At 58.6% G+C, this 22,392-nt stretch carries 19 protein-coding genes and 1 pseudogene; 2 read left to right on the top strand and 18 right to left on the bottom strand.

Annotated elements, in window-relative coordinates:
- Positions 1–57 precede the first annotated feature (57 nt).
- The 9 genes and pseudogenes from ACIOVD_RS02250 to pchA all read right to left on the bottom strand — a co-directional run bounded on the left by ACIOVD_RS02250 (position 58) and on the right by pchA (position 10,159).
- Positions 58–735 (bottom strand): DUF3313 domain-containing protein, encoded by a 678-nt coding sequence (locus tag ACIOVD_RS02250; protein ID WP_401125856.1) that lies wholly within the window; start codon positions 733–735, stop codon positions 58–60.
- 151 nt (positions 736–886) lie between these two features.
- Positions 887–2,365: a DUF1254 domain-containing protein gene (locus ACIOVD_RS02245; RefSeq protein ID WP_401126169.1), complete on the bottom strand. Its 1,479-nt coding sequence runs from the start codon at positions 2,363–2,365 to the stop codon at positions 887–889.
- 95 nt (positions 2,366–2,460) lie between these two features.
- Positions 2,461–3,720, bottom strand: coding sequence for an OmpP1/FadL family transporter (locus ACIOVD_RS02240; RefSeq protein WP_401126167.1), 1,260 nt, complete (start codon positions 3,718–3,720; stop codon positions 2,461–2,463).
- Between the two features lie 306 nt (positions 3,721–4,026).
- The gene (locus tag ACIOVD_RS02235; protein WP_401125854.1) at positions 4,027–5,055 is read right to left on the bottom strand and encodes an AraC family transcriptional regulator; all 1,029 of its coding nucleotides are present in this window, start codon (positions 5,053–5,055) and stop codon (positions 4,027–4,029) included.
- A 689-nt stretch (positions 5,056–5,744) separates the two neighbouring features.
- A pseudogene (locus ACIOVD_RS02230) lies at positions 5,745–5,954 on the bottom strand (hypothetical protein); the annotation flags it as partial.
- 55 nt (positions 5,955–6,009) lie between these two features.
- A complete protein-coding gene (locus tag ACIOVD_RS02225; RefSeq protein ID WP_401125852.1) occupies positions 6,010–7,578 on the bottom strand; it encodes an FAD-binding oxidoreductase in 1,569 nt (522 codons plus the stop codon).
- 13 nt (positions 7,579–7,591) lie between these two features.
- Entirely contained in the window at positions 7,592–8,284 is a 693-nt protein-coding gene (locus ACIOVD_RS02220; RefSeq protein WP_401125850.1) for a hypothetical protein, read from the bottom strand.
- A 10-nt stretch (positions 8,285–8,294) separates the two neighbouring features.
- Positions 8,295–8,630 (bottom strand): cytochrome c, encoded by a 336-nt coding sequence (locus ACIOVD_RS02215; protein ID WP_320334205.1) that lies wholly within the window; start codon positions 8,628–8,630, stop codon positions 8,295–8,297.
- A 53-nt stretch (positions 8,631–8,683) separates the two neighbouring features.
- Positions 8,684–10,159 (bottom strand): 4-hydroxybenzaldehyde dehydrogenase, encoded by a 1,476-nt coding sequence (gene pchA / locus ACIOVD_RS02210; RefSeq protein WP_401125847.1) that lies wholly within the window; start codon positions 10,157–10,159, stop codon positions 8,684–8,686.
- Between the two features lie 347 nt (positions 10,160–10,506).
- On the opposite strand from pchA, the gene ACIOVD_RS02205 reads away from it, so the two are divergent.
- On the top strand, positions 10,507–12,354 hold the full coding sequence (locus tag ACIOVD_RS02205; RefSeq protein ID WP_401125846.1) for a sigma 54-interacting transcriptional regulator: 1,848 nt from the start codon (positions 10,507–10,509) through the stop codon (positions 12,352–12,354).
- Positions 12,355–12,429: 75 nt separating this feature from the next.
- Here ACIOVD_RS02205 and ACIOVD_RS02200 read toward each other — a convergent pair whose 3' ends face one another.
- The 4 genes from ACIOVD_RS02200 to ACIOVD_RS02185 all read right to left on the bottom strand — a co-directional run bounded on the left by ACIOVD_RS02200 (position 12,430) and on the right by ACIOVD_RS02185 (position 15,724).
- On the bottom strand, positions 12,430–13,365 hold the full coding sequence (locus ACIOVD_RS02200) for a transporter (RefSeq protein ID WP_401125844.1): 936 nt from the start codon (positions 13,363–13,365) through the stop codon (positions 12,430–12,432).
- 269 nt (positions 13,366–13,634) lie between these two features.
- Positions 13,635–14,177 carry a histidine phosphatase family protein gene (locus ACIOVD_RS02195; RefSeq protein ID WP_401126165.1) on the bottom strand — a complete coding sequence of 181 codons (543 nt, stop codon included), beginning with the start codon at positions 14,175–14,177 and terminating at the stop codon, positions 13,635–13,637.
- Between the two features lie 68 nt (positions 14,178–14,245).
- Positions 14,246–15,301, bottom strand: coding sequence for an SDR family oxidoreductase (locus tag ACIOVD_RS02190; protein WP_095169180.1), 1,056 nt, complete (start codon positions 15,299–15,301; stop codon positions 14,246–14,248).
- Between the two features lie 3 nt (positions 15,302–15,304).
- Positions 15,305–15,724: an ester cyclase gene (locus tag ACIOVD_RS02185; RefSeq protein ID WP_401125842.1), complete on the bottom strand. Its 420-nt coding sequence runs from the start codon at positions 15,722–15,724 to the stop codon at positions 15,305–15,307.
- Positions 15,725–15,840: 116 nt separating this feature from the next.
- On the opposite strand from ACIOVD_RS02185, the gene ACIOVD_RS02180 reads away from it, so the two are divergent.
- Positions 15,841–16,728: a LysR family transcriptional regulator gene (locus tag ACIOVD_RS02180; RefSeq protein ID WP_401125840.1), complete on the top strand. Its 888-nt coding sequence runs from the start codon at positions 15,841–15,843 to the stop codon at positions 16,726–16,728.
- Positions 16,729–16,812: 84 nt separating this feature from the next.
- Here the strand turns inward: ACIOVD_RS02180 and ACIOVD_RS02175 are convergent, their stop codons facing one another.
- From ACIOVD_RS02175 to ACIOVD_RS02155, 5 genes are all read right to left on the bottom strand, one after another.
- Entirely contained in the window at positions 16,813–17,841 is a 1,029-nt protein-coding gene (locus ACIOVD_RS02175; protein WP_401125837.1) for a LacI family DNA-binding transcriptional regulator, read from the bottom strand.
- A 75-nt stretch (positions 17,842–17,916) separates the two neighbouring features.
- Positions 17,917–19,416 (bottom strand): glycoside hydrolase family 32 protein, encoded by a 1,500-nt coding sequence (locus tag ACIOVD_RS02170; protein ID WP_401125834.1) that lies wholly within the window; start codon positions 19,414–19,416, stop codon positions 17,917–17,919.
- Positions 19,413–20,558 (bottom strand): ABC transporter ATP-binding protein, encoded by a 1,146-nt coding sequence (locus ACIOVD_RS02165; protein WP_401125832.1) that lies wholly within the window; start codon positions 20,556–20,558, stop codon positions 19,413–19,415. The genes ACIOVD_RS02170 and ACIOVD_RS02165 overlap by 4 nt, the downstream gene beginning before the upstream one ends.
- A gap of 27 nt (positions 20,559–20,585) precedes the next feature.
- A complete protein-coding gene (locus tag ACIOVD_RS02160; RefSeq protein WP_401125829.1) occupies positions 20,586–21,428 on the bottom strand; it encodes a carbohydrate ABC transporter permease in 843 nt (280 codons plus the stop codon).
- The gene (locus tag ACIOVD_RS02155; RefSeq protein ID WP_095169172.1) at positions 21,425–22,387 is read right to left on the bottom strand and encodes a carbohydrate ABC transporter permease; all 963 of its coding nucleotides are present in this window, start codon (positions 22,385–22,387) and stop codon (positions 21,425–21,427) included. The genes ACIOVD_RS02160 and ACIOVD_RS02155 overlap by 4 nt, the downstream gene beginning before the upstream one ends.
- Positions 22,388–22,392: the final 5 nt, after the last annotated feature.

The following is a 22,392-nucleotide window of genomic DNA, read 5'->3' as shown; positions in this document are numbered from 1 at the left end:
TGCGCCTCGTTATTGGTAGTGTATTGAGCCAACGTTTGTTGGCAGTTCAATCAAGGTTTAACTGCGAATGAACGCCCAGAGATCGACATTCAACTTATCGATCGCCGCTTTGAAGTCCTGGGCGGTGATCTTCTGGCTTTCGTTTTCCAGCGTTGTACCAAATACCTTGCGTACTACCTTGGCGACCGTCTGGTTGGTTCTCGCATCGATAATCTCGGCCTCGATGAACAAAGTGCTGTCCTGATCACGGTGGCCGGTGGCGGCCTGTGTTGCTCCGACCACGGCGGCGATCGGCACCACTTCGTACCATTTCATCCCTTCGTTTTCAGCATTCACCCCGGTGATCGCCGCACGCATCAGCAGGGTGTTGGAACCCACCGGCGCGGCGCTGGTATTGGAAACCACACGGTATTTCTGACCCAGGGTGCCTTTGACCTTACTGGTCATGTAGTTCTGGATCTCGGTCAGCGTTTGCTGGTTGACCCGCTCATCGGGCTTGGGCGCGGGATAGAGCTCCAGCTTGTTGAACACTACCGTGTCATAGGCATTCGAGTTCCACGACGGACTGACCCAACGCATTGTTGTACCGCCGCTTGCCGTTTTGACTTCCTGCAAGTTGTTGTAGTTGGACAGGTAGCCCGAGTATTGCTCGGCTTCAGTGACTTTCGATACGCAGCCGGTCAATAACAAGCTGCTCAGTGCAGCACTCGCTATCCATGTGTGCGAAAAATTCATATATCGGTACTCCTTGGGGGATATGTTCCTGAATGTCTTTTATTCAAGGTCAGACCCTGTGGCCTTAGCCCCTTCGGAATAGGCCCCACTGGATCTCAGCCTGAGCAATCGAACGACTGCTTGCCAACCGCAAGCAGTCGCAAGCGTCGCGTTACTTCGATGCCACCACTGCCGGCGGCTGCCAGCTGCCGCTGCCTGCGGGAAGAATTGAAGGCGGCGTGGCCTTCGGCCAATAGAGGCGCATCACTAGATAGGCCGTGTCGTCAGGCGCGGGCAACCAGTTGGACTCCTTGGTCTTGCCCGGCGAATCTTTCTGGATATACAGCGTCAGTGAACCGTCCGCGTTCTTTTTCATGGCCGACAGCATCGGCGAATTGATCAGGTAGCGGTTGATCGGATTCTTGATCAGCAGTTGGCTCTTGCCGTCGTACATGGTCACCGACCAGAAGGCATTGACGGGCGGCAGTTTGCCGGCGGGGAAGGTCAGCGTGTAGTTGTGCTTGCCGGTATCCAACGTCTGGCCGTTGCCATCGGTACGCGTAATGGGATACATCGCCTCGGCGGCGTCATTGCCGTACAGACCAGCCTTCGCGGCGCCAGCCCGCATCAGCCAGTCGCCTTTGTAGAACGCCTGGTCGCCGAAGAACGCACCGACGCTCCAGCCGTTGATATTTTTCATGCCGCTGGAGAGGAACTTGTCGACCTTTTCGTCGCCGGCTTTCATTCCGAGCAGGACCACGGCCTTGTGCTCGAGCGAGAGGTCCTTGAATTCGAAGCTGCGACCGGGGCCTACCCCGATGCTGGCCAGCTTCGCACGGATCGCCTTGTCCTCAGCCGATGGCGGCACATACTGCAGCGCCGCCGACAGGTACTCGAAGAAGTTGGCCTTGATGCCTTCCGTGGTGGCTGGCACGAAAGCGATCTTCGGCGCAGCGGGCGGCGCGGGTTGATGGAGGAAAGCGGACAGCGGCTGTACCTGGTAACCCGCCTGCACCTTCTCGACATTCGGCATGTCGGCCGGATTGAACAGCTGGGTGCGGATCAACGTCAGTGCGAAAGGGGTCGTGGAGCTGAACACCTTGTCGATGCCTGGAGGTGTCGCTCCCTTCCAGTCGGGGCCTGCAATCAAATAGCTCCCGGGTGCGCTGGCCGTGGCCCGACTGCCGATGTAGCCGTAGTTATAGGTATTGCCGTCGATCAGTTGCACCGAGTAGTAGCGTTTTTTGGCAACGGCAGGCACGGTGATCACCAACGGCTCGGCGCGCAGGTCGGTCCAGAGAAAGGAGTACGGCGTGTCGCTGTTGGGGGTAATGATGGCTGTGTCAGCGGGGGTCGCGACTTTATGATCGTGGTGCAGTTGGTTGAAGGGGGCCTTGAACTGGCTGGACTTGGAGTCCACCGCGAATTCGTTCATTACGGCGTAGTTCATGACCAGCGGCAAGCCGTAGATAAAGCCTTCCTCGGCGATCGCCTTGGTTTGCTCCAGGCTCGGCGCGGGAACGCCCTTGGTCACATCGGCCTTGTCGGCCTGTGTGATCGGATCGAGCTTGCTCGTGCACCCGGTGAAAAGCGTTGAACCTACGACGACCGCCGCAGCCAATGTCCAGCCACTGTGAGACTTCCTGTTCATTTTCACCTCGTTAGTTTTGTACAAGCTGGCGTCGTGAGCGTTCATGCCCGCGGTTAGATACTAGGCATGACACCGGAGTCGCTCTTGGATCTTTCTCAGTAGCGCCAAGTCATATTGGCAGTCAGGGCTTGAATCCAGGCGTTGTCGAACTCGCCTGAGACACGATTGCCTGACAGCGTTTTTTGCTGATCGACGGACATGTCCCCCATCCACACCGTGACCCAACTGAAATTCACGTCTGTCTCTTTATTCAGTGAATAAGTAAAGCCTGTGGCGAAGCGCCAGGCGGCGCCCATGGGCACGGTGAGCGTACGATTACCGTCGGACACGGCGGACGTGTCATAGGCGACACCGAAATCCCAGATCCAGTCCTGGTTCATCTGGTATTGAGCGCCAAGCGCCAATTGATACGTGTCTTTGTAATGCGCATCGATTGAAGCGGCCCGGGAACCGGTTCTGGACGTGTCTACGTCAATGCCGATGTCACCGAATTTCGACCAGTCCTGCCAATTGACCGAGGCCAGGACAGCCCATTGCGTATCCAGTTGCTGGTACAGGCTGAGGGTCGCCGTTTGCGGTACTTTCAGGTCGATTTTGGTGTTGAGGCTGTTGAGGCGACTCACCAACGGAGCACTGCTCTTCACATTCAGACGATCCTCGAAGTCGAGGTCAACCTGACTGGTGTAAGCCAAGCCAATCCGGGTACCGGGCTTTGGGGCATAAATCACGCCTGCGTTGGCGCCGTAACCCCAGGTGCTGTCCCGGTATTTGTATTGGCCGTCACCCCGTTGTGTCAGTCCGAGCGGCGCCTGATCGATGGCGGCTTCGCTCTTCAGCATCCCGTACATGGCTTTCAGTCCGACGCCGACGGACCATTGATCGTTGAAGCGATAGGCGACACTGGGTACCAGTGACAGTCCCGCAATGCTCGCGTTCTGTACGAAATAACGGCCGGACCAGTCATTGTCGTAGTTTACAGCCAGACCGAAATCGCCATAGGAGCCGAAACCGACGGACCACCGATCATCCAGTTGATGGCTGATGAAGAAACTGCCACCCGGTATGGGATCGAGCGCGTTACCGCTGCCAGTGCCCGGCGTATTGGTTGCACTGTCCCGATCGAACGATAAGTCACCAAAAAGAACCTGAGCGCCAGCGGAGATCTGTGTTCCGCTGAGGTAGCTCAAGCCGGCGGGGTTGCTGGCAATGGTCGAAGGGCCTTGTGCCCGGGCCGCTGCACCGGCATTGGCCAGTCCGACGTTGTCGGTGGCGATTTCGTACAACATCAGGCCACCGGCAACACTGCGACCACTGGTAAAGAGTGTCAGCGCACCAAGAACAGTAATCGATAACATACTTTTATTTAATGGCATGAAATCCCTCTCTATCAGATCACTCAATCGATATGGCTTAGATCGCCCCAAGGTCGAGGCGCCGACTTTTATTCGTGCGGCTTTCTTGAGTGTCTGTACGGAACTCCAACCGCAGGTGCAACTAATCGCCAGCCTCATGAACAGCACAAAAAACCGAAGATCAGCTTTGCAGCCAGCCTGTTGTCGCGTTCACTTTACGGCAATCATCAGAAAGGTATCTTGCATTTTCGGACACCGACGCGCGGTATCACGGGTGTATGGAAATTGTTGAATCACCCTCAACGGAGGCTACGCCAGCCCATTTCTCCAATGCTGTGGTGACGTATTTGTCCATGTTTTGAATGCACGGGAGAAGGCGTTTGGATCCTGGTACTGAAGGGTCTGAGAGATTGTGGATATCGGCAAATCGGTATTTTTCAAGAGCTGCCGCGCGAAGTTGCTTCTGGAGTCGGTGATCAGTTCTTTAAGGTGAGAACCTTCCGCATCCAGCCGGCGTCGCAGCGTTCTTTCATTCAATGAGAATTGACCGGCGATGTGCTTGGAATTTGCCTGGCCTTTCAATAATAGAGCGTATGTCTGGCTCTTTATTTGTTCTGAAATTGTCAAAGGTGACGTGGCGGTCGAAATAGCCAGTTTAAGTAGTTGGTGTAAGCGTGGATTCGCCGTACATTGAATTTGTCGGAGTCTCTGATTGTTTATTACCAGTCCGGAAATGCTTGCATTGAACTGAATATTACAGCGAAATTTTCTGACGTACGGGGTGATGTCTGATGGCTTGCGATATGAAAACTGCACACGAACGGGCGTCCAGTTAGCGCCTAATAAGGCCCGCAGCATTTGCAGGCCAACCATGACGGCAGTGTCAACAAGTAATGATTGATTGGGCAGGTCGTGGCGATAAATGACATATCCCAACAAACTGTGTTGGCCCGCCAAGGGAAGAAGCAGTGGGGTCGCGCCACGATCGTAGAGATTGGCATGCCCGACCAGATCGTTCAATGCATCGCCTGGTGTAGTCGCAAGACGCATAAGCTGACCCACCGGACCCAAATTTTCCAGCGAAAAGCGCTCACCGATCAACAGGCCAATATGGGGGCACTGAGTGTGTTCGAACGCCGTGTTGAACAGACGAGCAACGTCCATGTAGCCGAGATGGTTGTCTTCATATGCAAATTGCTCAAGGCTGATACCAGCGTCTTTGAAAACGCCTCGCGAGGAACCCCCTATCGCGTCAACTACTTCCGGGAACCTACGGAATGGGCTTGTACTAATTTCTCCAGGCCCGCCCATTCTTAAAGATGATTTTTTGGAGGGCATATTAGCTCGCTATCATTCCTGAAACTGGCGCATTGGCCACGCTGGCAAACATCTGACACATGACGAGCAAAAAAGCGTAGCGCCCATGAGCCGGCGCCTGGCACCTCGCGGCCGTTCTGCGCTGCCAGTCCTTGGACCCAATCATCGAATACACGAATCGTTCGCATTAATTGAATCCAAAAATACATAATATTGAATACATTGGTTTAGCACGGATGCGCTTTTTTTCAAATGGTCCATAGAGACTCTGCTCCACCCTAATAGCCGCTTCCATATATCGACGAAGCTTGGTTGGAGGGCATTCTTCTGATGGTTTCGTTTCGAGTACTTGGTCAGAAATAAAAAATGAAGTGGAGCCAACAGAGGGAGTGGGCTAATGCTGATCAGTTAAGATTTTTGTAGGAGCGGGTGCCCGCTTGCGGCCTGCTCGCGAAGAACTCAAAGACGCCGCGTTTATACTGAATACACGCGTTATCGTTGACGTTTTTCGCGAGCAGGCCGCAAGCGGGCGCTCGCTCCTACAGTGGTCTGCATCGCTTAACTGATCGGCATTAGGGAGTGGGCCCTCTTTTTCTGGAATAGCAAGACGACTGTCCGCCCTCAAGGGTTGTCGCTTGCCGGCGCTTTGGGAACGCAGATGTGTCCGATGTCGTTTATCTGCGAAGACTGTATTGGCCGATTTCTACCGGTCATGAAGCCGAAATCAAACTGAAGAACGTGCTCGACGATGTTTGCGCACTATGAGGGCTCAACACTACGGCACTGAGTCGATCGCCCAGCAGATTCCAGGCGTGCTTCCGCTCTTCGGCATAGTCGTGATGCAGGTAGTGGCGTCTCACCCGAGAGCCGGCCAGTACGTGGTTTTGGCAGTGATCGATGACCTCCAGGCTGACCCCCATGCTGGGCGCACATAAAAGCCCCGCCAAGACAGACTTGGCGGGGCCTCAAGGGCAATCAGAATGTGTTGGCGAGGTCGATGCCCGACTTGCCCGGTGCCAGAATGTTGTTCGGGTCCAGCGCACGCTTGATGGCATGTTCAAGCTTGCGTTTGACAGGGCCGTAGCTCTGCGCAACTCGATCCTGGAATGCGGTGTTGACGCGGTATACGGCGTAGCCTTCCTTCTCGAATACATCCAGCAACTCGGCAAAGCAGGCGTTAGCGCGCTTGGTTTCTTGCGGGTTGGTGCGGTCATACAACACGTCGATTACGTGGTGCATGTCGCGCCAGCCGACGATGAACTCGCCGACATAGTCCAGACCGTGCTTGTTGAGGGTCTTCTTGGCCAGCACCTGCTGTTTGTCGCACTCGCTGCCTCGGGCCTGGCTCACCGGTGCAAACCACATCGAGCCACCACCGCCGCGCCAGTTGTACAGGCCAAATTCCTGCAAGTTAGGCACCCCGGACATCAACTGGGCGCGGTACTTGAACGGCTGGGTTTCACCGGCCTCTTCCTGGGTGACGATTCGGCCCTTGCCCAGTTGCTTCAGGGCTCCAATGACGATATTCCAGTTGACGTCGACCTGTTCCTGAGTGCCGTACAGGGCGGCGTAAACGTTCCAGGCGCCGAGGTTCTTGTCTTTCTGGATCTGCTTGAGGATCGCGTCGGAGGTTGCACCCGGCTCGCTGGTGTAGTCGGAGCGGCGGGTGTTGCAGGTGGATGCCTCCCAGAGCACGCCAGCGATCACTACCGAATTGGGAATAACCTGGGCGATGCGCAGCGGACGGATAAATTCGACGATCTCGGCGATGTCCGACTCGTTCTCGAACTTGATTTCGAACGGTTTGAACACGGGCGGTTTTGGCATCAACCAGAAGCCCATCTTAGTGCAGATACCGTAGTTGGCCTGAGTGAACATGCCGTCCAGGGTCGGGCCATAGCCCCACTTGAAGACCTGCCAGGCGTTGTCGCCTTTCACTGCGCCCATGCCGGTTCGGTACACATCGCCGTTGGCCAGCACCACTTCCATACCGCACTGCATCAGAAAGTGTTCGCCGTAAGGCGTGTAGCCCACGCCGCGATCCATGGTGTTGCCCAACGGCCCGGCAATGGCCGACGGCGCGGAGAACGACAGCATCAACGGCAGGTTACGTTCCTGGATGTAGTCGTAAAGCTGCTGATAGGTCACGCCCGGCTCAACCAGGGCGGTACACAGTTCAGGGTCGACGTGGAGAATTTTGTTCATCTTTTTCAGGTCGAGAATGATCTGGCCACGCTGGCCTGGTGCTGCAGAGCCGTAACCGAAGTTGCGACCTGTGGAGATGGTCCACACCGGGATCTTGTGTTCGTTGCAGATCTTCACCACGCCTTGCACCTCTTCGACGGTGGTGGCGGTGACGGCGGCAGACGGCGTGTGCTCGGCATTGTCCACGGCGATCATGATCTTGGAGTAGGGGATCAGTTGATCGTCTTTGACCAGAACGTTTTCATCGCCCAGCAGTTTGCGAAACTTGGCGATTGCTTGTTCGAAGTTTGCGCTGTCGACACCGCGCGGGAGCAGGGTCTTGTTGATTTGCTCAGTCATTTGGTTAGCTCCTTCAAGCCTCGATCGAAAACGAAACGAAATTACCGGTAAGCGGCGACGTTCGGCGGGTGACCTGTGGTGCTTGCCCGTTGCTGGTGGTGCCCAGGGCGGCGAGGGTGTAGCCCAGCGTGGCCAGCCATTGGTCCGAGCCGCTGCTGTGGCGGGCAGTCGCGGACATTTGCAACGGAGCTTGTAGGCCATGCATGCGGTGTTCTGTAAGACTGAAACCGGTCCCGCAGGTGTTCAGGCTCAGGCCAAGTTGTGGAGCACAGCCGCTGGCCGCTTCGGCGCTGAGCAGTCGGTGCTGTGAGGTGTTGGCCGTGGCCCGATGCTGGCCGAGCCACTGCACACGAGCGCCGGCACTGCGCGCCAGGTCAATGATCAGCGCGGCACTGGCATCGTCGACCAAGCCGATCATGCGTTGCGGTTCACCGCTGCTCAGGCGTTGTTCCAGGCCGAGAATGAAGTCCAGGCTGAGGTCGCTGCGCTGCACCTTGACTTGACTGCCTCCCGGGATTGCAGCCATACCCTCGAGAAAGGCCGATTCGGCGACTTCGCCACTGACAAGGGCCAGGATCGGCAGCGCTGCACGGGCCTGGTTACCCAATACCGTTTTGGCCATGGTCAGGCCGGAGCTGCCCATGGCTATACCCGCCAGGCTGCCCAGAGCCATGCCCTTGAGCAGTACACGACGTTCGACGTTCATGGCTGGCTCCTCAAGGCTTGGCCGCTGGGGCGGGCGTTTTGGAAATGTATTCGGCGACCTGTTGCAGCGAGTGATCGTCGATGAACGAGGCAGGGAAGGCCGGCATGGCGCGAAAGCCATTGCGCACAATTGCCGTGATGTACTGCGGTGGCAGCTGGCGGCCGGTGATTTGCGGGCCGACCTGTTTCTCGTGGCAGTGGCCGCACACCTTGGCGTAAACGTTTTCTCCGCCTTTCCAGACGCCATCGCCATCGGCGGCAGCATTTCCGGCCAGCAGGACATACGGCAACGCAAAGCAAGCAGCGAAGGTCCGTTTCACAACCGGGTTGTTGAGCAGTGAGGACATTTCGTACTCCTTATTCTTATTGGTAGGTTGGTTCGTGGGAGCCTTGGTCCGGATCAGAAGGGGTACTGCCGAGGCGTGTGTTGCAAGGTGATCCAGTGGTCGGTGGTGAACTCGTCGATCGCCCAATCGCCATTGAAGCGACCCAGGCCGGAATTCTTTTCGCCGCCGAAGGGGGCGTTGGGTTCGTCGTTGACCGGGATGTCGTTGACGTGGGTCATGCCGGCATGGATGCGTTTGGCGAACTGCACGCCGCGCTCCAGGCTCGCGCTGAATACAGCACTGGAGAGCCCGTATTCACTGCTGTTGGCCAGTTCAAGGGCATGCTCGGCGTCACGCGCCGACTGGATGCCAACCAGAGGGCCGAAAATTTCTTCGCGGGCAATCTCCATGTCAGCCGTGACCCCGCCGAACACGTGCGGCGGCAGGACGTTGCCCTGGGCCTGCCCGCCTGCCAGCAGCGTTGCACCTTCGGCCTGCGCCGTGGCGATCTTCTCTTGCAGGCCTGCCAGTTGCTTGCTGTTGATCACGGGACCGATCACGGTTTCAGCTCTATTCGGGTCGCCATAGGGCAGGGCCTTGACTCGCTCGACGAATCGCCGGGTGAACGTTTCCAGCAGCGGCTGCTCGACGATGATGCGGTTGATCGCCATGCAGATCTGGCCCTGGTGGAGGAATTTGCCCACCACGGCGGCGCTGACGGCCTGCTCGACATCGGCATCGGCCAGGACCACGAACGGACTGTTCCCGCCAAGCTCCAGGGCCACGTGCTTGAGGTATTCACCGCCGCTGGCGATGCGGCCGATGTTGCGTCCGACCTGGGTCGAGCCGGTAAAGGAAATGAAGGCCGGTACCGGATGCTCGACGAAGGCGTCGCCGATCTCTGCGCCGGAGCCCACCACCACACTGAGTACGCCCGACGGCAATCCGGCTTCCTCGAAGATGCGTGCCAGCAGCAGGCCGCCGGTAACGGGGGTATCGCTGGCTGGCTTGACCACCACGGCGTTGCCTAGCGCCAGGGCAGGTGCCAGGGAGCGGGCTGTCAGGTGCAGCGGGAAGTTCCATGGGCTGATCACACCGATCACGCCCAGCGGCGTGCGGTAGACCCGGCTTTCCTTGCCCGGAACGTTGGAGGCAATAATACGGCCATGCACGCGGCTGGGCAGGCTGGCCGACTCCAGGATGATCGCGCGCGCGGCGCCCCATTCGATCTGTGCCTTGATACGCGTACTACCGGATTCGCGGATGATCCAGTCGATGATTTCCTCGCGGCGCTCGTCGAAAATCTTCACGACGTTGAGCAGCACCTGGCCACGGGCGGCAGGCCCCCGCGTGGCCCATTCGACCTGGGTCTCGCGTGCAGTGAGGTAGGCGGCGTTGAGGTCTTCGCGGTTGGCCAGGGTGATCTGCAGCAAGCGCGACTGAGTAAAAGGGTCGAACACCTCCAACGAGCGACCGGTGCCGCCGGCACGCCATTGTCCGGCGAGCGGTTGCAGTTCAAGGTTCTGATAGGCAGGACGAGTAGCGGTCATGACGTTCTCTCTTATAGGTGTTTTGTCAGCGTGCACATGACCTGATGTAACAATTACTGTGCCAAGCTCTGTTTCGTAGTTGAAAACCCTTATAAAACAAATGCATATGCTGTTTTTGGTGGTGAGTGACGATCGCCGCCCAACAGTGACAAACCAGGGGGTGCAGAAATTTATGCAGAAGAAGTCGCAGGCTTGTTGAAAGCTTTGCAACCGTTGGGAGGGACAGAATATGTGCGATTATCGAGCGAAGGGCGCGGCTGAAGCGCCGAGTCACCCGCTGGCAGATTGACCCCGCGGGGTGAGTGAGCATACTGAAAGGCTACCTACCTGCCTCTTGTTGATTGCCCATGATTCGTACTCCGTCCAACAAGCCCGGTCGTCCAGCGGACGAGGAATTCCTCAAGCAGATGCTTGGCCGAAAGAAGCGCTTGCTCGTCGACCGGGCGAGCCAGTTCGGCGCCAGCGGTCTGCCGTCTGCCGAACAGTTGGCAGAGACCGTGGCCTTCGCCCCAGAGGATGGCAATATCTGGTTGTGTGGCCAGCGCATGATGTTGCTGCAAGGCTCTGCGTTCGGTGCCATCCGCCGCGAGCTGATCGAGGCGCTGGGGTTCGACAGGGCCCGTGGCCTGTTGACGCGAATCGGCTGGCAGGCCGGTGCGCGGGACGCCGCGCAGGTCAGCGAACAGTGGCCGCAAGGCGATCACGCCAGCCTGTACAGCGCCGGGCCGCGACTGCACATGCTTGAAGGCATGGTCAATGTCGAGGTGGTGCGTTTCGAAATCGACTCCGGCGTCGGTCACTTCTACTCTGAGTTCCTTTGGCACAATTCACTCGAAGACGACGAGCACATCGCGGCCTTTGGCCTGGGGGGCGAGCCGGCTTGCTGGATGGAGATCGGTTATGCCAGTGGCTACGCCTCGTCGCTGCTCGGACGCCTGGTGGTGTTCCGCGAGCAGGAATGCCGCGCAATGGGTCATCAGGCCTGTCGCATTGTCGGAAAGCCGGCCGACCAGTGGGACGATATCGATGTCGACCTGGCTTATCTCGATCCGAGTGACTTCCTCAGTCGCAGCACTTACGCCTCGGGCATTGAAACCACCGTTGCCGATCTGAAGGAGCCCGCCGACAGCAAACAGTTGGTGGGTATTTCAGCCTCGTTCGTCGCTGCCAGTCAGTTGCTGCAACGGGTGGCGCCGACCCAGGCAACGGTGTTGTTGACCGGGGAATCGGGCGTGGGCAAAGAACTGTTCGCGCGCACCCTGCATCAGGCCAGTGCTTGCCGGGATATGCCGTTGGTGGCGCTGAACTGCGCGACCTTGCCGGAGAACCTGGTGGAGGCCGAGCTGTTTGGCGTTGAGCGCGGTGCTTTCACCGGCGCCGATCGTTCGCGCCCAGGGCGCTTCGAGCGGGCGCATGGCGGTACCTTGTTCCTGGACGAGATCGCGACCCTCGGCCTCAGTGCCCAGAGCAAGATTTTGCGTGCCTTGCAGGAGGGCGAGATCGAGCGTGTCGGCGGCACGGCGCCGATCAAGGTGAATGTGCGGGTGATCGCCGCGACCAACGTGGATCTGCGTCGCGAGGTTGAGGCGGGGCGTTTTCGCGAAGATTTGTTCTATCGCCTCAATGTCTTCCCCATCCACCTGCCGCCGCTGCGTGAGCGCCGCGAAGATATCCCGTTGCTGATGAGTTACTTCCTGCGCACCTTCAGCCTGCGCCACGGGCGCCAATTGGCCGGCTTCAGCACGCGGCTGGTCAACGCGCTGTTGACGTACCGATTCCCGGGAAATATTCGCGAGCTGCAGAACTTGATAGAACGGGGTGTGATTGCCGCCGGTGACGGCGAGGTGATGGATGTCGTGCACCTGGCCGAGGCCGGGGCGTCGTTGATGGCAACAGCCATCGGCCTGACCTCGCAGGGGCGCTTGTCGGCAGCCCAGCGCAGTGAGAAAACGACGGGTACTCCGTCAGCGTCAGCCGAGGACGATAGTGTCATGGGCGCGCTCGCTGAGCCGGCGCTGGAAAGCCTGCAGGACTTCGTCTCCGGACGCCAGCGGGTATTAAGCACCTCCTTGGAGGAAATCGAGTTACGCCTGGTGCGCCTGGCAATGGAACGGTCCGGGGGCAACATTACGGCGGCGGCGCAGATGCTCGGCATGAGTCGCGCACAAGTCAGTTATCGTCTCAAGGGGAGCTGAGGCGGCGAGCGACCTGGGCGCTTCCAACAAGCAATGCCCCGCGACCTGTTGAAGGTCGTGGGGCGTGGGTCTTGATCAAAATGCGGTGGTCAACTTCAGCCAGTAGGCCTGGCCCTCGGCACGGTTGCGCACACCCGATTCATCCTGCCATTTGGCACTGAAAAACCAGCCGTTTTTGCTGGTGTACTGTACCGCCGGGCCAATGGAGAAAGAGCGGCCACGGTTGCCATCGGCGGCATCGACCAAGGCTGCGGCGGCGCAATGGGAGGCGCTGCACTGGTCATCGCTCACCTGCTTGTAAGCGTGACCACCAACGCCGAGCACCCAGCCATTGCCCAAGCCCCAGCCTAGGGTGTAGTCGGCATGGAGCTCGCGGCCGGACTGGTAGTGGGTGTCCTGATTTTCGAAGTTGTAATCGTACATCAGGCGCACATCGGCGTTAAAACCCGTGGGGTCCATATAGGTCATGGCATACACCGCTTGTACGGTGTAATAGTTCGTGCCGAGGTTGACCAGGTCGTTTTTGTCGTACTCGCTGGCGGTAGGCAGTACGAAGTCGACACCCACGGCGGTGTGGAATTTGTCACTGTGGTGGAAACCGACCACCGGGCCGAGGTGAGCGTCGCCGATGCCGCGCTTATGGTCGTGTGGACCGTTCTTGATGTTCAGCTGTATGTCATTGAGCGGGAGCAGTGCGTGGAAGCCCAGGTTGCCACCGAGTACCTGCTGTTCGGTGACCCAGATGAACCGAGGCACGACAGTGGTGACGCGCAGATCGACGTCGGCCACCTTGTCGCCAGCGTTATCGCGCAGGGTATCGGCCAGGTAGTCGCCGACGAATACCTGACCGTAGGTGCCGGGTGGCGGCAGGATACCCATGCCGTAGATTTCAATGCCCATCGGCCACGACGACACACCGACTTCGGTAGCCTGGGCAAGTGAAGTGCTGCCGGCCAGCAACAGGGCAGCGCTGAGCGTAAGGGGAGTGCAACGAGTGAGTGAATGGTGCATGAGAGGCCAACCTTATTGTTATGAGCGGCGTGCAGCAGCGTTTAACTGCGCAAGGTTGTCCTTCTCAACTATTGTGCCAGTTTGTATTTTTTTGATTTTTTTTTGTAAATCAATAATTTGTATTATGTCTTTGAGTTGATCAATGTCTGGGCGGCTCGACTGTGGCGGTTCTTGTTAAGAGAATTCGACTGAGTGTAAAAAGTTCGTGCTGGTTCACTCGCTGCCTTGCTTCCAGCGGCAGGCAGTTACTCTGAATCAACTAGCGCTACTTACACACCAACATAGCGGTACACCGCTGCGCTCCAGTACTGGCTACCGTTACGCTTATGGCGAATCCAACCATCTTTCACCAACTGTTTGGCGATCATTCGGTTGATGAAGCCATGACCGAGCAGCAGGACGGATCCTTCGCCAGTAAGGGACTGCAATAGCTCAGCGGCTTTGCTGGCCCGCATCCTCGCAGTGTTAGCCGATTCGACGCTGCCTGAGTAGCCACAAAGCCATAAGATTCGAAGGATAAATGCCCAGGTAAAGGGCGAGAGCCGTGGTCGTTTCCAATGACCAAAAGGTAGTTGGGCTTCGCAGAAAACGGCGTCGACCAGTACCGGTTTCAGCCCGAGCGCTTGCACGGAGCTACGCGCACGAGGCGCCGTGCTTGAAGCAATCACCGTAGCGGATGCAGCGAGTCGTTGACTGGCATCCGGAACCGGCTGCTGGGTGATTTCGGATCGGTTGTAGTGTTCGATCCAGTCTTGCATCTCGAGTGCTGAGACTTTATCGACGTTTGCCAGTTGTGGCTGGCCATGTCGCATCAGAATTATTTCCCTGTTCACAGTGAATTTACTTCCTTGTCTGGTGCGCTTTGAAAGTTACTTTTCGACTATGTCGAACGAGCGTTTTTGTTCGAGGTCCGCGCATTGTGTTTTTCAAACCAGCCGTGATCGCGGTACCACGCTACGGTGTCAGTGATTGTCAGCTCTAGCGACCGGAAACTGAGGCCAAGTTCTTGTTCGCTCTTGCTGTGATTGAAGTGGGTGCGGTACTCCTCTCGTATCATCAGGCGTAAGGTGGCCATGCTCAACAGTATGGGCTTGCCGGTAAGACGCGCATAGATCTCCTGCACAGCCGCCAAGGTGTATAGAAGCACGAGCGGTAGTTCGCGCGAGGGTGTTTTGACCCCCGCTATACGGCCCAGGATAGGTACCAGCTGGCGCATTGTCATGTGCCGGCCTGCCGCGAGATAGCGCTGGCCGCGCCGCCCATGTTCGGCGGCGGCTATCAGCGCCCGAGCGACATCACGTGCATCGACCACTGAGACGCTACCGGGGATCAACCCGGGTAATTTGCCGTTCACGACATCCTGTACCAACTGTCCCGAGGAGGTCGGACCGATGTCGGCGGGGCCCCACATCCAGCCAGGCAGCACCATGCAGGCATGCATATCAGGATGTGCTTCCAGGAACGATAAGATGACTTGGTCGGCGAGTATCTTGCTGCGGTAGTAGTCGTCTGCGTCGGCGTCGGCGCGCAGACACGTCTCATCGATGGAGGTGCCAGGCGCACCGTCGAGCACGGCAATCGAAGAGGTGTGGATAAACTGTCGTATACCGGCGCGGTAGGCCTGATCAATCAGGTCCTGCGTACCAATGACATTGACCTTTTCCAGTTCTTTCCAGTGGCTGCCGCCCTTGTAGTTGTCGCGAAAAAAGGCCGCGGTATGAAACACCACATTGCAACCTTGCAACGATGGTGCGAATGCGCTGACGTCGGCCATGTCCCCAACGACCAGTTCCACCTTCGGTAGTTTGTTGAACTGCTGTTCACCTTTGGCTCTGGAGCGGACCAGGGCTTTGACGGAGTAGCCACGAGCGATCAGTTCTCGTACCAGATTGTTGCCCAGCAAGCCGGTTGCGCCAGTAACAAATGCGTTGCGCATGGATTAACTCTCCCCCTGTTGGGCTAACGACATCAACACAGCACTGTCGAAGAACGCCTCCTCACGGATCACCAGCCCATCCTTGAAGGTGAAATGCGCAGCATAGTGGAGGGTGAGAGGTCGGCCGTGGGGGGCAATCACCCGGCCAGGCAGCATCAGCGGGGCGGTGAAGGTACCGCTCAGCAAGGCCGTCAACGCCAAACGATCGTCCGCGACCATGAATGGGCTGAGAGTCACTTGCGCATCGGGCAGTGCGTCGAGAATCGCGGTCTCGCGTTTGCGCATGGATTGGCGACCGACTTGAATCCCCATGCTATCGAGGTAGATAAAGTCTTCATGCACCAATGCAAGCATTGTCTCTACATCGCGGCGATTGAAGGCTGCCGCGGCGCGTTGCGCATAGTCGTTGGGGCCAGTAGTCATACAGTGCATTCCCGTTGTTTCAAAGGCCAGTAGATATACCGTTGAGATCTCTCCTGAAAAACAACCACTACGGCATAATGGATTTGCATATCTGCAAACCAAGGAAGGAAGAGCGCATGGCGGTGCAAGCAAATTGGGATGATCTGCGGCTGTTGTTGGCAGTCTCGCGGCGTGGCAGCTTTCTTCAAGCGGGCCAGTTGCTAGGTATCGCGGCGTCTACCCTGTCTCGTCGCCTGAGCCAACTTGAGGCGGCTCTCGGCGAGCCACTCCTCGAACGTGGTGTCGAGGGATGTCGGTTGACCTCGCGGGGTTTATCTCTGGTTGATGTCGCCCTCGCTGCGGAGGCAGGCTTGAGGCGTCAAGCAGTGGCTGATTTGTCCGGTGTGCAGACCGAGCTATCTGGCAGTGTTCTGGTCAGTGCGGGAGAGGGGTTCTCTTCTCGGGTATTGGAGGCTGCGCGTCGTTTCACCACTGCGCATCCGCTTTGCTCGGTAGAGTTGCTGGTCTCAGCCGACTTTCACAAGATTGTCCGCGGTGTGGCCGACATTGCTGTACGCACGGTACATCTGGGCGAGCCATCGCTGATTTATCGACCCATAGGCAAGCTTGCCTATGGCATCTTCGCTGCTGCAGGGTACCTGAAGCGCTTTCCTGAGTTGACCCCGGCCACAGCAGGCAATATCGCCTTGCTTCCTCCTCAAGACATGTTGCCGCAAATGCGTGCAGCAAAGGCGGCGGGTTTGGAACGTACGCAGATCAGCGTGAGTTCATTCGCCGTGCAACTCGAGTCGGTGAGAGAGGGATTGGGAGTCGCCGTGCTGCCTCGAGTCCTGGCGAAAGACTTGATTGAGTTGTTTGCGGATATCGATCTACCCGATATGAACGTCTACCTGGTGACCCGCCCTCAGGCATTGAAGCAGCCCCACATCAAATGCTTCTTCGCTATCTTGGAGCAGGTGCTGCTCGAAGCCCTGTGCGTTGAAAGCGACCAAATGCGACTCTGAAGTCGCCGGGTGTTTTCCCGCGACAGCCCCGAGTCACGGTCACCCAGATAACCATTGATCATGCCGAGAATCCCAGTCGCCAACTCATGCTTTTCCAGCAGGGGAGGGAAGTTGAGTTTCCTGGAGCGATGACCTGACCACCAATGGACAATCAACCGGCTGGGTTCCCGATACCTCAAGGGTCTCGATCAGGTGCCGGGCAGCCTGGCGACCGATCTCGTAGTAGGGCAGTTGCACCGTGGTCAGGGGCGGGATGAACAGCTCGGCGATACCGATCATGTTGTCGTAGCCGAGCACGGCGACATCGTCGGGGATTTTCAGGCCGCGGCCGAACAACAACTGATAGGCACAAAAGGCAATACGGTCGTTGCCACAGATCAGGATGTCGAATTGCGGGCGACCGTCGAGGATGTGCCGGTCGAGGATGGCTGCGGTTTCACCATAGGCGTCATGATCGGAAAGGTCGTATTGCAGGAGTGAGTCAGGCGCCAGGCCGAATGCCTCACAGGCACGCTGCAGGCCTTTCTGTCGCAGGCCCCAGGCCAGGCTTTGCTTGGGCAGATTGATACACAGCGGGCGCCGATAGCCCTGGCTCAACGCATGGTGTACGGCTCGATACTGGCCTGATTCGTCGTCCGGCACATAACTCACCAGGTGGCTGTCATCTGCCAGGCAATTGGCGAGTACCAGGGGTTTGCTCTTCAAACGCTCCGGAATGCTCACCTGGCGAAAGCCCATGGCGCTGAAGATCAAGCCGTCGGGACGGTGCGACAACATCAGGTCGATGTTCTGGTCGGTGGGCGGGTTGCTCAACAGGTTGAGGATAAAGACGTTCCAGCCGGCTTGCTGTGCGGTCTGTTCGATGGACAGCAGCAACTCGACCGCAAACGGTGTGGTCGCGGTGTCCAGCGCGAACACACCAATGGTTCGCGACTGCAGATTGTCGCCGCGCATTCTGCGCGCCGACAAACTCGGCACGAATTGCAGTTGATCAATCGCCTGGCGCACCCGCTGCAAGGTTTCGGGGCTCAATTTTTCCGGATTATTGAGCGCTCGAGAAACCGTCATCAGGGACACGCCGGCCAGCTGTGCAACGTCTTTCACTGAAGTCATGCGAGGCGAAACCTGTCAGGTTGACGCGCGATCATGCCACAGGGCCCGCGCTTCTCGCGACTCCAATGACGCGGCTCATAACCAGCCCGAGGCAAGAGGCCAAGCGTTGGGGATGGAGACGCGCCCGCCACTGCCACTGGCAAGCAGCTTCACGCCCAGACTGTCTGGCCGCGGATAAAGGCGACTGCTGAGGGTGAATTGACCGTTTTCGTCGAACACCTCGATCGACGAGCGATCGAGGAACACATGCAGTTCCAGGTGCTCTTGTGCCGGGTCTATCGCCACGCTGCGCTGCCCGCTGACTTGCGCACCCGAGCGGCTGCGGTCAAGCACCAGACGATGCAGGGCCGCATCGTAGTACAGCAGCGTTTCCTCCTGGCCGTCCTCACTGCAACGCAAGGCGACCCCCACCTGCCCGGTGCAGCCGAGCAGGTCCAGATGCACATGGATTTCCAGCATGTCACCCTTCACTTCCGGCACCCAGCGGGTTCCCGATTCATCCCACCACGGCGTACCCGGCAATGGCGCTTGGCGCAGAGCGGTGAGTTCCCGTGCCGGATACATGTACAGGCGATCGGCACACAGTTCCAGCTCGCGCGGCAAACCGAGCATGCCGCACCAGTGATGGGCCTGGCTCGGCATCGGGCTTTCCCACATGTCGAGCCACGCCCACACCAGGCGCCGACCGTCGGCGGCAAGTAGGGTTTGTGCGGCATAGAAATCATGGCCGTGATCCAGCTCGATAAACGGCCCGCCCGTGAAGTGCCATTCGCTGTCGAGTCGGCCCACTCGATAACCGGTCTGGTACTTATTGAGCCGTTCGTAGCCCTGGGGATGCATGCCTTGCGGGGAGTACAGCAGCACATCGCGTCCGTTCAGGCGGAACAGATCCGGGCACTCCCACATATAACCATCACCCTCGCTGCCGCTGGACACATAGTCGAGGAACTCCCAGGTATGCAGGTCCGTGGAACGGTACAGCGGGAGCAACGGCACATTGCCCAGGCGGGCGCCGGCAATCAGGTACCAGCAGTCATTCTCCTGCCAGACCTTGGGGTCGCGAAAGTGCATGATATCTTCTTGCGGCGCGCTCTCGATGACGACGCCATGCTTGACGAACCGGTTGCCGTCGCTGCTGGTGGCCAGGCACTGGACTTGACGGATGCAACGCTCGTCACCGACTTCCCCAAGCCAGGTATGCCCGGTGTAGATCAGCGCCAGGGTATCGCCGCAGACTACCGCGCTCCCGGAAAAACAACCGTCTCGGTCGAACTCATCGCCGGGCGCCAATGCAATGGGCAGATGCTGCCAATGGACCAGGTCGGCACTCTTTGCATGCCCCCAATACATCGGCCCCCATTTCGCTTCGAAGGGGTAGTGCTGATAGAACACGTGATATTCGCCACGAAAGTACACCACCCCGTTAGGGTCGTTCATCCAGCCCACAGGGGGGGCAATGTGATACCCGGGTCGATAATCGTGGATGACGCGAGACAGGCCGTCACGCAGCGCATGCTGCGCAAGCTCGAGGGCGCCAGGCATGGGAGCGTTCATGGGATTCAAGGACTCAGTCATAGGGCGCCTGCTCGTGCCGAGCGCAACGGGACGCCATCCGATGGGGTTTCAATCGTCTGTGGGTAGCGCTTCAAGGCGCTGCCGTCGGCGTCGAACAGGTGCAGATGGGCGACCTCCAGTCGCAGCTCGACCCGATCGCCGACCTGCCATCCGGCGCTGACCTCGCAACGACAGACCAGCGGTTCGTCCTGCGCTGTCTTGAGGTGCACATAGGTTTCGCTGCCCAGGTATTCAACCCCGGTCACGGCGATGCCGCTGCTGCCCGTGGCTGCCTTGAGTGACATGTGCTCCGGGCGAATCCCCAGGCTCAGCGGCGTGCCCGGCGCCAGGTTTGAGCTGTCGAAGGGCAGGGACGTGGCGCCCCAGATACCGGTATCGACCTGGCTGTGTTCACCGGGTGCCTGCAGGAGCGCGGGCAGGAAATTCATCGTGGGCGAACCCAGGAAGCCGGCGACAAAGCGGCTGGCCGGGCGCTCGTAGAGTTCGCGCGGTGAACCGACCTGTTCGACGCGACCCCCATTGAGCACGACAATTTTGTCGGCCAGGGTCATCGCTTCAACCTGATCGTGGGTCACATAGATCATGGTCGAGCCCAGCCGATCATGCAGCCGGGCGATTTCGTTGCGCATCTGTACGCGCAAGGATGCATCCAGATTGGAGAGCGGCTCATCGAACAACAGAATGTCCGGTTCCCGCGCCATGGCCCTGCCCATGGCCACACGCTGGCGTTGTCCTCCGGACAGTTCCCTTGGCTTGCGTTGCAGCAGTTTGTCCAATTGCAGGATCTGCGCGGTTTTCAGCACGCGTTCGCGCAGGCTGCTCTTTTGCGTCTTGGCCAATTTGAGACCAAAACTGATGTTGTCGTAGACGCTCATGTGTGGGTACAGCGCATACGACTGAAACACCATGCCGACCCCACGTTCGCGGGGCTCCAGGTCGTTGGCTCGCTGCCCATCGATCAGCAGGTCGCCGCCGCAGATCGAATCCAGTCCGGCGATCAGTCGCAGCAGGGTCGACTTGCCGCACCCCGAAGGACCGACGAACACCACGAATTCACCCGCCGCGATTTCGAGGCTGACGTCGCGCAGAATCCGCGCGCCGCCCAGTTGTTTGTTGACGTTGTCTAGTTTCAGTTTGATCACGATGCTGTTCCTTGTCTTTGTTGGGCATCAACCCTTTAACGCGCCGGCAGTGAGACCGGAAACGATTCGGCGCTGGAAGATCAACACCAGAATCACCAGTGGGACGGTGACTATCACCGAGGCCGCCATCAACAACCCCCAAGGCAACTCGTGGGGGCTGCCGCCGGAAATCAAGGCGATGGCGACCGGCACTGTGCGTTGCGTGTCGGTGAGGGTGAAGGTCAGGGCAAACAGGAACTCGTTCCACGCGGCAATGAACGCCAATAAGCCAGTGGTAACCAGTGCGGGCCAGAGCAGCGGCAACAACACTCGGGTCAGCGTGACCCAGGGGGACGCGCCGTCCATGATTGCCGCTTCCTCCAGTTCATGGGGCAGTTGTCCCATGAACGTGGTCAGCACCCAGACAGTGAAGGGCAGGGTGAAAATCGTGTAGCTCAGGATCAACGCCCAGGACGTGTTGTACAGGCCCAGCGCGCGGATCACCTCGAACAGCCCTGACAGCACCGCGACCTGGGGAAACATCGACACCCCCAGGACCAGCATCAAGACCGTGCCACGGCCACGGAACTTGACCCGGCCCAAGGCGTAGGCGGCGGTCAGGCTGAGGAATAGCGCCAGCGCCACCACGCACAGGGCAACCACCAGCGAATTGCCGATGGCCTGCAAGAATGAGGCTTGATGCAGGACCACCGAATAATTGGAGAAGTCGGGGTTCTTGATCCAGTAGCTCACCTCGAACAAGGCGCTGGACGGCTTCAGCGACGTCACGATGGCGTAGTAGAAAGGGAAGACCGCATACAGCAGCAATATCCCGATCAGACACCAGAACCCGAGGCGCAACAGGGCTTTTTTCAGTAGACGCGGGCTCATGCGCGCACCTCCAATTGACGACGTCCGAGGTACAGGTAAAGCAGGGCGATGACCGCAACCACCAGGAACAGCAGCGTCGAAGCCGCGCTGCCGTAGCCAACGTCCTGGAACTCCACCAGATGCTGGCGGGCGTAGACCGACATGCTCATGGTGCTCGATGAGTTCGAGGTCAGCACATAGATAACGTCGAACACCCGCAGCGAATCGAGGATGCGGAAGATCGCCGCCACCAGCAGCGCGGGCATCAGCAGCGGCAGCGTGACACGCCAGAACACCTTCAGCGGGTGAATGCCATCGACCCTGGCAGCCTCGTAGCAATCGCTCGGCAACATCTGCAAGGCCGCCAGCATCAGCAGCGTGACAAAAGGCACGGTCTTCCAGACATCGACGATGATCACCGCCCACATCGACAGATCCGCATCGGCCGTCCAGGCCAGGGGCGCGTCAATCAGGCCGAGGCTGAGCATCATGTGATTGATGATGCCGAACTGGTCGTTGAGCATCCACGACCAGATTTTCGCTGAGACAATGGTCGGAATCGCCCAGGGAATCAGAATCAACGCACGCACCATTGAGCGTCCGGTGAACTTGATGTTGAGCAGCAACGCCACCAGCAGTCCCAGGACGATTTCCAGGCCCACCGACACCACGGTGAAATGCAAGGTGTTACGCACCGCGTTCCACCATTGAGGATCGACCAGGATGCCCGACCAGGACGAACCGTTGTGGAACAGGTAATTGCTCAAGCCAACGAAGGATCCGCCATCGGTGTCCGCCAGGTTGGCGTCGGTCAGGCTGAACCAGAATGTGCGCAGCAGTGGCCAGGCTGCCACCAGGGCCAGACACAGCAGCATGGGTGTCAGGAACAACCAGGCGGCGCGCACTCGGCGACGTTGTACGGGCGTTTCCCGGGTGAGCAGGAGCTCGTCACCGGGGGCGTGGGTAGCAGAGACAGACATGCTGA

Source organism: Pseudomonas sp. NPDC087626 (assembly GCF_044743405.1).
Lineage (GTDB): Bacteria > Pseudomonadota > Gammaproteobacteria > Pseudomonadales > Pseudomonadaceae > Aquipseudomonas.
The sequence above is the reverse complement of the archived record's forward strand: the minus strand, read 5'-3'. Positions and strand labels throughout refer to the sequence as shown.